Raw genomic sequence first — 13,173 nt, forward strand, 5'->3', positions numbered from 1 at the left:
TACTATATGTGTGGCATTGCTGGCATTCTTACAGTTAATCAATATCAAGAACAATTAGAATCGACGATTCAGCGAATGCAACTTGCTTTGCAACATCGGGGGCCAGATGATGCAGGCATTTTTATTGCTCCAGAAAGACAAGCTGCACTAGCTCATACCCGTCTATCAATTCTTGACCTTAGTAGTGCTGGACATCAGCCGATGTCTACTTCTGATCAAAGATATTGGATTACTTTCAACGGTGAGATTTATAACTTTAAACAACTGCGACAGGAGCTAATTACCCAAGGCGAAAAGTTTAATTCCCAAACAGATACAGAAGTTATTTTAAAACTCTACCAAAAATTTGGTAATACTTGTGTTCAGCATCTCCGAGGGATGTTTGCCTTTGCTATTTGGGATGATTTTGAAAAAACTTGTTTTTTAGCTCGTGATCCTCTAGGAATTAAACCCCTTTATTATTGGCAATCTGGTTCTACATTAATATTTGCTTCTGAACTCAGAACAATTCTCTCCTCTGGCTTACCTGCAATTAATTTAAGTATGGAGGGTTTATATGGTTATCTGATTAGCGGTTCAGTTCCAGAGCCAAATACGCTAATTGCAGGAGTTCACTGCTTAAATGCAGGTCACTATCTGCATTGGGAGTCTGGTCAATTGACGCAAAAACAATATTGGCAATTTGACTTTACTCCCGAAAAAATCACCTTAGAACAAGCCCGTGAAAAAGTCAGAACTGCACTAATTGACTCTATTCAACATCACTTTGTCAGTGATGTACCAGTAGGAGTATTTTTGAGTGGTGGAATAGATTCTACAACAGTGGTCGCCTTAGCACGTCAAACCCAAGCTGGTGTACTCAAAACTTACTCCATTGGCTTTGAAGAATCAGAATGGAACGAAGGAGAAATCGCCTCAAAAATTGCTCATACATTTGATACTGAGCATACAGTATTTACCATTACATCTTCTTTGGGTAAATCCTTATTTCCTAAGTTCTTAGACACAATTGATCAACCAAGTGTAGATGGTTTTAATACATTTTGTGTATCTAAATTAGCCCGTGAAGATGGTACAAAAGTTGTCCTTTCTGGTTTAGGAGGAGACGAATTATTTGGGGGTTATGGTTCTTTCCAAAAAATTCCCAAAATGGTTCACTGGGGAAGAAAAATTAAAGCACTTTATCCTTTGAATATTGGCATTGGTAAAGGCTTAGAATTTTGGGGTCAATCACCGCAAATTAGACGAATAGGAGACTTCTTACAAGATGTTCCTAGCACAACATCTGCTTACCGTAGTTTTCGGGGTATATTCTCTCATTTGGAGGCTTGTAAAATAGCACATCAATACCTTCCAGAACAAGATTTACCTCTACGTCACAGTCAATATCAAGATATATCTCTACCTTCCCTTGAGGATGAAGTAAGCTTACTAGAAATTAGTCGCTATATGCGTAATCAGCTATTAAGAGATAGTGATGTGATGAGTATGTCATGGGGTTTAGAACTACGAGTACCACTTGTAGATAGATTGTTGCTAGAAACAATTGCTTCTATACCTAGTAACTTGCGTTTAATGCCACAAAAAAGATTATTAATTGAAGCTGTTCCAGAATTACCAACTTGGGTAACTAATAAACAAAAAAGAGGTTTTTCTTTTCCTTTTCCTAAGTGGATTGATGATGAATGGCATGAATGTTTTACAGGGATGAATTCAGCTAAAGATGTCCATCTAGGAGTTTGGTATCGTCGCTGGAGTCTGGCACTATTAAAATATTGGTGGGAAACAATTTCTCACTAATCTCTAAGTTGAAAATTAAGGGTGTTTGCCAAAAAAATAATTAACTCTGATGAAAACAGTTGCAAAATCATTAAATGTATGTCATGTAGTTGCTAATATTAATGAAAATAGTGGTGGGCCAGCTTATTCGGTAACTAACCTAGCACAAGCTTTATCCGAGCAAGGAGTTTACCCGCATTTATTTACCCTGGACTATCAAGGGCATGGTAAACAAGTCGCTACAAAAAATGTCAATCTCCACACTTACACTGCAACAAAATTAGCAAAATATCTGCGAGGATTTCAGCCAAGTGCTGGTTATGCTTTACAAAATTTGGCAGCAACAGAGTTAGATTTAATTCATAATCATGGTCTGTGGATGTTTCCTAATATTTACGCCAGACAAGCAGCTACAAAGAATAATCTACCATTAATTACTTCTCCAAGAGGTATGCTAGAAGCATGGTCTTTACGGAATAGTTGGTTTAAAAAACTACCTGCATGGTTTTTGTATGAACGAGAGAATCTCCAGAAAGCGATCGCCTTCCATGCAACTTCCCAAGAAGAAGCCAACTCCCTTCGTCAACTTAATTTCCGTCAACCTATCGCTGTAATTCCCAATGGAGTCAGTCTTCCCAACCTAGATGCTCAACCTAGTCGAGAAGTTTTAATTAGGCTATTTCCCCAACTAGCTAACAAAAAATGGTTACTGTTTCTCTCAAGAATTCATCCCAAAAAAGGTCTAGATAACTTACTATTTGTTTGGAAAACACTGGTAAAACAATTTCCCGATTGGCATTTGCTCATTGCTGGTTCTGACTTAATCGGCTATCAATCCAAACTAGAAGAGATCACAGCTACATTACAATTGCAGTCACAGGTGACATTTACAGGAATGCTATCAGGTGAACAGAAAGCCTCTGCACTCAGTAACGCTGATTTATTTATTCTGCCAACTCATTCCGAAAATTTTGGAATTGCAATTGCTGAGTCTTTAGCTTATGGTGTACCGGTGATTACTACAAAAGGCGCACCTTGGGAAGATTTAGAAACATATAACTGTGGTTGGTGGGTTGAGATTAGCCAGCCTGCTCTGACAAATGCTTTGGTAGAAGCAATGGAGATGTCAGAAAGTGAACGACAAGCAATGGGTGTTCAAGGCAAAAATTTCGTGAAAGCAAAATATTCTTGGGATGCGATCGCCCAGGATATGGCCAGTGTTTACCAGTGGATTTTGGCTGGTGGTGAACCCCCTAGTTGTGTTCAATTTTATTCCGCTTAAGGAGGTAGGCTTGATTATTACCATTGCTACAGGACCCTGGCTACCTATCCCAACCCTACAAGGAGGAGCGCATCACCGTCTTTGGCAAGGTTTGGCCGAAGAATTTGTGGCCGCTGGTCATCAAGTAACTATATTATGTCGTGCGTATCCAGGACAACCACCCACAGAAACCATCAATGGTGTGAGATATATCCGTCGCGGTGGTTTTTCCCAAAGTTTAAATATCTGGCTCGACTTGTTCAAAGATTTGGTTTATGCTCTACAAACATTTCCGACCCTACCATCTGCTGATATTTTAGTCATCAACGATTTTTGGCTACCTGTATTTGCACCACTGCGTACTCAGGTTGGCAAAATTGTCATCAGTGTCGGTCGCTTTCCTAAAGGACAATACCCTCTATATCGTCGTGCCGACCGCTTTATTGTATTGTCAAAGTCTATTTGGCAGGGAATTGCACAACAGTATCCTGCTGCTGTTCCACGTATGCAATTAATTCCTAACCCAGTCGATACTCGCGTTTTTTCTCCACCTTCACAGCCTCGGACAGAGAGTTCAGAAAAGATAATTTTATATGTAGGAAGAATTCATCCAGAGAAAGGAATTCATCTGCTCATAGAAGCATTCTCTATTCTTTCACAGCAAGTCTCTCAGGTCAAATTGAGAATTATTGGGCCGAGTAAAGGAAGTCAAGGTGGTGGGGGTGACAATTATTTAAATCAATTGAAACTGCAAGCACAAAAATTAAATGTAGAGTTTCTCGACCCAATTTTTTCGGTTCAAAAATTGGTAGAAGTATATCGACAAGCTGATGTATTTTGTTACCCTTCCCTGGCGGAAAAAGGTGAAGCTTTTCCCATTGCCCCTTTAGAAGCAATGGCTACTGGGTTGGTACCAATAGTTTCTAATTTAAGCTGTTTTCAAGACTATATTAAAAACGAGGAAACAGGATTTTATTTTGAACATCGGAGTTCTGATGCTGCAAGCAACCTAGCTACAGTCATGTCATCGGTGATTTTGAATCACCAGACAAGACATCAAATCAGTATCAAAGCTAGTCAGAAAGCATCTGAATATGGTTATCAACGTATAGCCCAGTTATATCTGGATGATTTTGAAGATTTAATTAGTAATCAAGCTCTCAATAATGAGACAAAATTCAATTCTTTAATGGAGAGATAAAAGGAAACAGGAAAACAATTTCTGTAATTAATTTTATGAGAGAAGAAATTACGCCGCTCATCCTGACATATAATGAAGCACCAAATATTGCTCGCACTCTGGAAAAATTGCATTGGGCAATTGAAATAGTAGTTATTGATAGTTATAGTACAGATACAACTCTCGAAATTTTGAGTTATTATCCCCAGGTAAAAATATTCCAAAGAAAGTTTGATTCCTTTGCTGGTCAATGTAATTATGGCTTAACCAAAATTTTGTCTCAGTGGGTACTTTCACTAGATGCTGATTATGTTTTAACTGATGAATTAATTGATGAAATTCAAGCATTACCAGCAGATTCTGATATAGATAGTTACAGTATTCGATTCAAATATTGTGTGTTTGGTCAACCCTTGCGTGGTACATTACTGCCCCCGCGTAAAGTCATCTATAAGAAAGAAAAAGCAATTTACCAAGACGATGGTCATGCTCACCGAGTTTGGGTAGATGGTAAATCTGCAATGTTATCGGCATATATTCATCATGATGATCAAAAACCCTTAAGTCGTTGGCTGTGGGCGCAGGATCGTTATATGGTGATTGAAGTAAAAAAACTATTAGAAACACCAATACAAGAATTGAGTTGGAGCGATCGCATCCGTAAGCAAAAAATTCTTGCTCCCGTTATCATATTGTTCTATTGCTTAATTCTCAAAGGTGGTATTTTTGATGGTTGGGGAGGTTGGTACTATGCTTTCCAACGTGTTTTAGCAGAGATTCTTCTAGCCACTCGTTTGATTGAAACTGAGAAATTAAGTTTATGCAAACATCATAAAATTAACTAACAATATTATTTGCATATCTCTTGTCCTAGAAAGAATAAAAGTTAAAGCAATCATGACATTAAAATAAACATGAGCGATCGCTAAATTATAAATGTTGTTCGGCGATCACATTTAGGGAAATCAAGAGATCGTAAAATCAGTATATTATCTTTTCACAGTTTAATCTGACGATACCGAAATCAAACTGAGGTTGGGCAAGCCTGATAGATGTTACAGCCAAACACTTGCTCAACCTCAGAGATTTTTAACGCATCGTCACGAATTCTTCAGCCGAAGTTGGATGAATGCCGACGGTTGCATCAAAATCTGCTTTGGTAGCACCCATCTTAACAGCGATCGCCACTCCTTGAATAATCTCGGCCGCACTATTACCGACCATGTGCGCCCCTACAACCTTGTCAGTGCTACCATCAACTATTAATTTCATTAAAGTTTTTTCATCTTTACCCGCTAGAGTGTAATACATTGGGCGGAAGCGCGATCGATAAATCTTCACCGCATCACCATATTTATCCCTCGCTTCCGCTTCCGTTAAACCCACAGTTGCAGCTTCCGGTGTAGTAAAAATGGCAGTAGGCACATTTACATAACTCATAATTCGGGATTTACCACCAAAAACCGTATCTGCCAATGCCCGACCTTCATTAATGGCGACTGGAGTCAGATTAATTTTATCTGTACAGTCTCCCACTGCATAGATATTTTCTTCATTAGTACAACTGTACTTATCTACAAGAATTGCCCCATCTCGATGCTGAACTTTGGTATTTTCTAAACCAAGATTTTGAGTATTAGGTTTGCGACCAACAGCTGCTAAACTTACAGCATCAGCAACTACTGTTTCCTCACTATCTCCACTACCTTTGACTGTTACCTTTACTCCTTCTGCACTTTTATCAATAGCAATTAGTTCAATATTATTCAGAATCTGAATTCCGTGGTTAATCATCGACTGCTGAATTTCGCTGCGTATATCTTCATCAAAACCACGCAGAATCTTATCTCCACGAATCACCTGTGTAACTTCACAACCTAACCCGTTTAAAATACAGGCAAATTCGCAACCAATATAACCTCCACCTAAAATCACAACGCGCTTGGGTTGTTCTTTCAGGTGGAAAATATCATCAGAGGTGATAGCATGTTCAATTCCTAAAATATTTGGTCTGACAGGTTTTCCACCCACAGCAATCAGCACTTTGTCTGCGGTGACTTGGCGCTCCCCAACAATAATAGTGTGAGAGTCAACAAATTTACCATATCCCTGGAACACCTCAACTTTGGAATTATCCAACATCTTTTGGTAAATTCCATTCAGGCGGTTCACTTCATTGTTCACTACCATAATCATCTTTTCCCAATTTAAAGTACTCTCAACAGGATTCCAGCCATACCCTTGAGATTCTTCAAAAACATCAGGAAAATGAGAAGCATAAACCATCAATTTTTTGGGGACACAGCCACGATTCACACAGGTTCCACCTAGTCTATCAAACTCGGCAATTCCCACTTTAGCACCATATTCTGCCGCCCTTCTAGCAGTGGCAATTCCTCCAGAACCTGCACCAATTACGAATAAATCAAAACCGTAACTCATGTCTCCCCCATGAATAATCACTAATGCGTAATTCGTAACTCGCAATTAAATTAACAACTACGAATTACGAATTATCAACTACGAATTATTGTATTTAGGCAGTTACTGGTTTCTTAGCTTCTTTGAGGTAAGCCAGCATTGTATCTGCATCTGAAATTTCAAAAGGATCGGTAGGACAGTTATCTAAAAACCCTGGTTCAATGAAAATCTTCTCGATCTTGCCATCATCAACTACCATCGAGTAGCGCCAAGAGCGCATCCCAAAGCCTAGGTTAGACTTATCTACTAACATACCCATTTTGCGAGTAAACTCGCCATTACCATCAGGAAGTAAAAATACATTGTTTGCGCCTTGTTGTTTGCCCCATTGGAACATCACAAAGGCATCATTCACAGATATACAAATTATTTCATCAACGCCTAAAGCTTTAAATTGATCATATAGTTCTTCGTAGCGTGGCAGATGAGACGTAGAACAAGTAGGCGTAAACGCTCCAGGTAAAGAGAAAACTACAACACGCTTACTACCGAAAATATCTTGGGTGGTGCGGTCTTGCCAACGGAAAGGATTTGACCCTGGGATAGACTCATCACGCACACGGGTTTTAAATACAACATTAGGAACTCTATCGATTACAGCCATATTTACCTCTCTAGCAGTTTATCTATGCGCGGTTAATTAAATTTTGCTATGTAAGTCAGAATAATTCTGATTTAAGAAATATGCAATAGTTATAAATACTTAAAAATAATAAATTCCCAAGAAAACTTTCTCGCGGGTAAATACAACCGCTACTAATTAAAGACAGATAATAAAAACTAAAATAACCGTAATATCAGCACTTTGCGCGACTAATTGGTCAGTAGTAGCAGTGAGAAAAATAGTTTTGGAGTTGCTGGCTTGAGCATAAGAGGACTCCTAGTGACAACAGTTGTACTACTGCCAAAATATTTTTCGGTGAACAATACCGTTGCCAAAATAAGAGGATGAAGAGGTAGGGCGTTTCATAGTAGAGTTATTGTCTCTCACAACGAAAACTCAAAAACTACTCTTCCGCCCATGCCAGATATCTTATCGCTCCTGCAATGCCTGCTACCGCAGATAAACGCGACAACGATGCGGCAATTTAACCAAATAATCCAGGCCATGTTAGGGATGAGTGGGCGAGTCACAATGTTGGGAATTTCTCGATGGACAGGCGTTGGAGGTAGTTATCGGACGATATTGAGATTCTTTGGCACATTAATACCTTGGGCGAGGTTGTTTTGGCTATTTTTCCGCCAGTATTTGTTTCTGATACTTATCAATGCATTCTCCTTCACAAAGAATTTGCCCAGCCACTGAATGTAGTGATTTTGGTGAAAACCAATCTAAAAACTCATACACGCAGTCACGTAATTCTATTTTCCAGTGACCTAACTTTGTCATATAAGGGACTTCCAGAGAATAAAATATACAATTAATAAAAATGATAATCATTATGAAAGAGAGAGAGCAGTTGCCGACGGCAACTGCTCTCTCCCACCAAAATATATGCAAGATAAATGCCTGTACTCAAAAATACAAGAGCGCAGTGAGCAGAATGGCTATTGCCGCGAAAAACCGTTATTTAACTTCTAACAATTACGTTGCTCCGTAGCAAATATCAACAAACCACTTGCCTAAGTTTGGTAAATTCTCTTGACCAAAATTAGTCAAACGTGAAATTTTATTTTCAATTTCTTGCATGGCTTCTTTAGTTAAACGCACCCCAGTAGCATAAGTTTGAGTTACTAACTTAACAACTGGATGTTTGCCATTCCAAGTCATAGTTTTAGCAAAGTTTAATGCGGTTTCGACTTCATCCTAGGAATGCTGCCATTCCAATGATTTTCTAATATAGCCCAAGTTCTTTCAATCGGGTTATATTTGCTGTGATATGGAGGATAATATGCTAAACGTATATTTAGTTGATGTTTTTGAGAGAATTCAACTATACGTTTCATAAACTGAGTACGTCGAGAGTTATTCTGACCTCCATTGTCTTGATTAATAAGTAAAGTTTTAATTTCGGGAAATCGCCAACTTTGGGACTAATGAATCTGCGTTTGGCTGCTCCTTTTTAATTGCTGTGCAGTTTCCTTCAGCAAGTTTTTCAATGAATCCGTTAATTCCATTGACACCTATGCACATCCAAAAATTGAATCATCATTGAATTTACTACAAAAAGGGAAGGAAGAGGTTCCCAACGGCAACCTCTTCCTTCCCCCACCGGAATGATTATCATTTTTATTGTTTGTATATTTTATTCTCTGGAAGTCCCTAAGAAGATAGTCGATTATTACAAACTACGTTTCCACATCGAATTCAATTTTCGTGATGCCAAACAATTTTGGGGATTGGAATATTTTATGAACCTCAGTCAAATTGCTGTCACTAACGCTGCTAATCTTTCTTTTTTCATGGTCAACTTTTCTCAAGCTCAATTCCGTCAAGAGAATCCCGGCTCTGGCATTGTTGACCTTAAGGCTTACTGTCGTGGTTTTCGATATGTTCGTGAAATGTTAAAAACGCTTCCAGAACAGCCTGAGCCTATTTTATTAGGCCAGATTTTTGCCAAGCTCACCTCTCTTGGTCGTATTCACAATACTTCTACAGCCGTTGAACCCTCGTAAATTGGCAACGGTATTGCCCATGAATTTCCGCTATTACTTGTCCTGGCTGACAAAATTCACCATCATTAACAATCATCGTAAAGCTAGTTTTTTCATTCAAAAGCTGAAATACCCTTGCTGCAACTGATAAGCCAGCAATTATTCCTGTTGCTTTTGCGAACAATTTTGCTGTTCCCAGTGTCAAATTTGAGGTGAAGAGGGGATTCGTTGTGCGATCGCCCCGACCAATATCTTCTAGCAACCAGCCACGCAATAGCGGATCTAACACTAGCCAAGGCGGTAAAACACCCACTTTATTCACAACTTATAATTACTTACTTTGCTATTTCTAGAATTACTATATCCCAAACCCCTTACTATCCAACGGTCATAAGAAAAGGAAAAATAATTTTTGGAAAGTAGTTGACAGAGAGAGGAGAGTGAGATAGATTAGATAAGTGCCTGAGAGGAGCGCTGCGAAGCGAAGCTCGGAGGGAACCGAACCATGAAAAAATTATAGTTTGAAAGCAATAATAACACAAGTAGCCTGCGTCAAGAAAATAAAGTAACCAGGCTGAGGTTATAAAAGAACAGCAAAAGAGCTAAACAAACAATTCAAAACGGAGAGTTTGATCCTGGCTCAGGATGAACGCTGGCGGTATGCTTAACACATGCAAGTCGAACGGTCTTTTCGGAGATAGTGGCGGACGGGTGAGTAACGCGTGAGAATCTAGCTTCAGGTCGGGGATAACTACTGGAAACGGTGGCTAATACCGGATGTGCCGAAAGGTAAAAGGCTTGCTGCCTGAAGATGAGCTCGCGTCTGATTAGCTAGTTGGTGTGGTAAGAGCGCACCAAGGCGTCGATCAGTAGCTGGTCTGAGAGGATGATCAGCCACACTGGGACTGAGACACGGCCCAGACTCCTACGGGAGGCAGCAGTGGGGAATTTTCCGCAATGGGCGAAAGCCTGACGGAGCAATACCGCGTGAGGGAGGAAGGCTCTTGGGTTGTAAAACCTCTTTTCTCAAGGAATAAAAAAAATGAAGGTACTTGAGGAATAAGCATCGGCTAACTCCGTGCCAGCAGCCGCGGTAATACGGAGGATGCAAGCGTTATCCGGAATGATTGGGCGTAAAGCGTCCGCAGGTGGCGATGTAAGTCTGCTGTTAAAGAGCAAAGCTTAACTTTGTAAAAGCAGTGGAAACTACATAGCTAGAGTACGTTCGGGGCAGAGGGAATTCCTGGTGTAGCGGTGAAATGCGTAGAGATCAGGAAGAACACCGGTGGCGAAGGCGCTCTGCTAGGCCGTAACTGACACTGAGGGACGAAAGCTAGGGGAGCGAATGGGATTAGATACCCCAGTAGTCCTAGCCGTAAACGATGGATACTAGGCGTTGCGAGTATCGACCCTCGCAGTGCCGGAGCCAACGCGTTAAGTATCCCGCCTGGGGAGTACGCACGCAAGTGTGAAACTCAAAGGAATTGACGGGGGCCCGCACAAGCGGTGGAGTATGTGGTTTAATTCGATGCAACGCGAAGAACCTTACCAAGACTTGACATGTCGCGAATCCTCTTGAAAGGGAGGAGTGCCTTAGGGAGCGCGAACACAGGTGGTGCATGGCTGTCGTCAGCTCGTGTCGTGAGATGTTGGGTTAAGTCCCGCAACGAGCGCAACCCTCGTTTTTAGTTGCCAGCATTAAGTTGGGCACTCTAGAGAGACTGCCGGTGACAAACCGGAGGAAGGTGGGGATGACGTCAAGTCAGCATGCCCCTTACGTCTTGGGCTACACACGTACTACAATGCTACGAACAGAGGGCAGCAAGCTAGCGATAGCAAGCAAATCCCGGAAATCGTAGCTCAGTTCAGATCGAAGCTTGCAACTCAGCTTCGTGAAGGAGGAATCGCTAGTAATTGCAGGTCAGCATACTGCAGTGAATTCGTTCCCGGGCCTTGTACACACCGCCCGTCACACCATGGAAGCTGGCAACGCCCGAAGTCATTACCCCAACTTTTAGGAGAGGGGGATGCCTAAGGCAGTGCTGGTGACTGGGGTGAAGTCGTAACAAGGTAGCCGTACCGGAAGGTGTGGCTGGATCACCTCCTTTTAGGGAGACCTACCCAACTGTCATCTCAATTGCCAAAAGCAAGTAAACAGAAGACAGATGGTCAAACCTAGGTCGGTCGCAGGAAATTGTGGAAGCTTTCAAACTATGGTTTGGTTCGTATTGGGGCTATTAGCTCAGGTGGTTAGAGCGCACCCCTGATAAGGGTGAGGTCCCTGGTTCGAGTCCAGGATGGCCCACCTGAACAAGTAAAAAAACAAAGTAAAAGTAAAAAGAAACAGAATAAAAATTTTTCTTTCGCCTTTTAACTTTCAAATTTTAACTTGAGTCTGGGGGTTTAGCTCAGTTGGTAGAGCGCCTGCTTTGCAAGCAGGATGTCAGCGGTTCGAGTCCGCTAACCTCCACCTAGAAAGAAAAAAGTGAAGGAAAAAACAGCAACTAACGTAAAAGTAGTTAGACTGCTGGGAAGAATTCCTAGCCAGAACCTTGAAAACTGCATAGAAACGCGATTGAAAGCAGGCAGACGCAGAAAAGAAGTACTGAGTACTGAGTGCTGAGTGCTGAGTAAAATCAGTGTAAGCAGACGAAGTAGGCAGAATGGAAAAGAGTGTTTGCAGAATGTGTACCAATGAAAAGTGGTCAAGCGAATAAGAGCTAATGGTGGATACCTAGGCACACAGAGGCGAAGAAGGACGTGGTTACCGACGAAATACTCCGGGGAGTTGGAAGCAAACTATGAGCCGGAGATGTCCGAATGGGGCAACCCTGTATACTACCTGTTGAATATATAGACAGGAAAGAGCCAACCCAGCGAACTGAAACATCTTAGTAGCTGGAGGAAGAGAAATCAAAAGAGATTCCCTGAGTAGTGGTGAGCGGAAGGGGAAGAGCCTAAACCAGTTGGTTTACTGACTGGGGTTGTGGGACAGCAATATCGAATCTAGAGGCTAGACGAAGCAGCTAAGTACTGCACCAAAGAAAGTGAAAGTCTTGTAGTCGAAAGTCAAAGGATAGTAGCTGAATCCCGAGTAGCATGGGGCACGAGGAATCCCATGTGAATCAGCGAGGACCATCTCGTAAGGCTAAATACTACTGTGTGACCGATAGTGAACCAGTACCGCGAGGGAAAGGTGAAAAGAACCCCGGAAGGGGAGTGAAATAGAACATGAAACCATAAGCTTACAAGCAGTGGGAGTCCGATTGAACGGATGACCGCGTGCCTGTTGAAGAATGAGCCGGCGACTTATAGGCACTGGTAGGTTAAGGCGAGAATGCTGGAGCCAAAGGGAAACCGAGTCTGAAAAGGGCGATAATCAGTGTTTATAGACCCGAACCCCTGGTGATCTAACCATGGCCAGGATGAAGCTTGGGTAACACCAAGTGGAGGTCCGCACCGACCGATGTTGAAAAATCGGCGGATGAGCTGTGGTTAGGGGTGAAATGCCAATCGAACCAGGAGCTAGCTGGTTCTCCCCGAAATGTGTTGAGGCGCAGCGGTAACGATTAAATCTGGGGGGTAAAGCACTGTTTCGGTGCGGGCTGGGAGACCGGTACCAAATCGAGACAAACTCAGAATACCCAGAGAACACGTTGCCAGTGAGACGGTGGGGGATAAGCTTCATCGTCAAGAGGGAAACAGCCCAGACCACCAGCTAAGGTCCCCAAATCATCACTAAGTGATAAAGGAGGTGAGATTGCATAGACAACTAGGAGGTTTGCCTAGAAGCAGCCACCCTTGAAAGAGTGCGTAATAGCTCACTAGTCAAGCGATCTTGCGCCGAAAATGAACGGGGCTAAGTGATGTACCGAAG

General features: G+C 41.6%; 7 protein-coding genes, 2 tRNA genes, 2 rRNA genes and 3 pseudogenes (1 of these 14 running past the window's edge). 10 read left to right on the forward strand and 4 right to left on the reverse strand.

What is annotated here, in order from left to right:
* Nucleotides 1-6 precede the first annotated feature (6 nt).
* Genes asnB through NOS7107_RS00820 form a run of 4 tightly spaced genes read left to right on the forward strand, consistent with a single transcriptional unit; the run spans nt 7 to nt 5,065 of the window.
* A complete protein-coding gene (gene asnB, locus NOS7107_RS00805; protein WP_015111089.1) occupies nt 7-1,800 on the forward strand; it encodes an asparagine synthase (glutamine-hydrolyzing) in 1,794 nt (597 codons plus the stop codon).
* A 49-nt stretch (nt 1,801-1,849) separates the two neighbouring features.
* Nucleotides 1,850-3,061 carry a glycosyltransferase gene (locus NOS7107_RS00810; protein ID WP_015111090.1) on the forward strand — a complete coding sequence of 404 codons (1,212 nt, stop codon included), beginning with the start codon at nt 1,850-1,852 and terminating at the stop codon, nt 3,059-3,061.
* Nucleotides 3,062-3,071: 10 nt separating this feature from the next.
* Nucleotides 3,072-4,241: a glycosyltransferase family 4 protein gene (locus NOS7107_RS00815; RefSeq protein WP_015111091.1), complete on the forward strand. Its 1,170-nt coding sequence runs from the start codon at nt 3,072-3,074 to the stop codon at nt 4,239-4,241.
* 35 nt (nt 4,242-4,276) lie between these two features.
* Nucleotides 4,277-5,065 (forward strand): glycosyltransferase family 2 protein, encoded by a 789-nt coding sequence (locus NOS7107_RS00820; RefSeq protein WP_015111092.1) that lies wholly within the window; start codon nt 4,277-4,279, stop codon nt 5,063-5,065.
* 244 nt (nt 5,066-5,309) lie between these two features.
* On the opposite strand, the gene gorA is transcribed toward NOS7107_RS00820, so the two are convergent.
* Together gorA and NOS7107_RS00830 are read right to left on the reverse strand one after the other, a co-directional pair.
* Nucleotides 5,310-6,662: a glutathione-disulfide reductase gene (gene gorA / locus NOS7107_RS00825; protein WP_015111093.1), complete on the reverse strand. Its 1,353-nt coding sequence runs from the start codon at nt 6,660-6,662 to the stop codon at nt 5,310-5,312.
* 94 nt (nt 6,663-6,756) lie between these two features.
* Complete coding sequence (locus NOS7107_RS00830) at nt 6,757-7,305, reverse strand: peroxiredoxin (RefSeq protein WP_015111094.1); 549 nt, start codon at nt 7,303-7,305, stop codon at nt 6,757-6,759.
* Between the two features lie 417 nt (nt 7,306-7,722).
* Here NOS7107_RS00830 and NOS7107_RS27475 point away from each other — a divergent pair, with 417 nt between their 5' ends.
* Nucleotides 7,723-8,007 carry a transposase gene (locus NOS7107_RS27475; RefSeq protein WP_301280987.1) on the forward strand — a complete coding sequence of 95 codons (285 nt, stop codon included), beginning with the start codon at nt 7,723-7,725 and terminating at the stop codon, nt 8,005-8,007.
* Between the two features lie 279 nt (nt 8,008-8,286).
* On the opposite strand, the pseudogene NOS7107_RS00835 reads toward NOS7107_RS27475, so the two are convergent.
* Nucleotides 8,287-8,723 (reverse strand): annotated as a pseudogene (locus NOS7107_RS00835) (transposase); the annotation flags it as partial.
* A 246-nt stretch (nt 8,724-8,969) separates the two neighbouring features.
* Here NOS7107_RS00835 and NOS7107_RS00840 point away from each other — a divergent pair.
* Nucleotides 8,970-9,317, forward strand: a pseudogene (locus NOS7107_RS00840) (IS4 family transposase); the annotation flags it as partial.
* Between the two features lie 16 nt (nt 9,318-9,333).
* On the opposite strand, the pseudogene NOS7107_RS00845 reads toward NOS7107_RS00840, so the two are convergent.
* A pseudogene (locus tag NOS7107_RS00845) lies at nt 9,334-9,618 on the reverse strand (nicotinate-nucleotide diphosphorylase (carboxylating)); the annotation flags it as partial.
* Nucleotides 9,619-9,913: 295 nt separating this feature from the next.
* Between NOS7107_RS00845 and NOS7107_RS00850 the strand changes: the two are divergent.
* The 4 genes from NOS7107_RS00850 to NOS7107_RS00865 form a co-directional block, all read left to right on the forward strand.
* A 16S ribosomal RNA gene (locus tag NOS7107_RS00850) occupies nt 9,914-11,404 on the forward strand.
* Between the two features lie 123 nt (nt 11,405-11,527).
* Nucleotides 11,528-11,601 (forward strand) — tRNA-Ile (locus NOS7107_RS00855).
* Between the two features lie 92 nt (nt 11,602-11,693).
* A tRNA-Ala gene (locus NOS7107_RS00860) sits at nt 11,694-11,766 on the forward strand.
* Between the two features lie 233 nt (nt 11,767-11,999).
* Nucleotides 12,000-13,173: ribosomal RNA gene (locus NOS7107_RS00865) — 23S ribosomal RNA — on the forward strand (it continues 1,654 nt past the right edge of the window).
* The 16S and 23S rRNA genes sit together here with 2 tRNA genes alongside, the layout of an rRNA operon.

The sequence above is a fragment of the Nostoc sp. PCC 7107 genome (assembly GCF_000316625.1).
In the GTDB taxonomy this organism is placed as follows: domain Bacteria; phylum Cyanobacteriota; class Cyanobacteriia; order Cyanobacteriales; family Nostocaceae; genus Nostoc_B.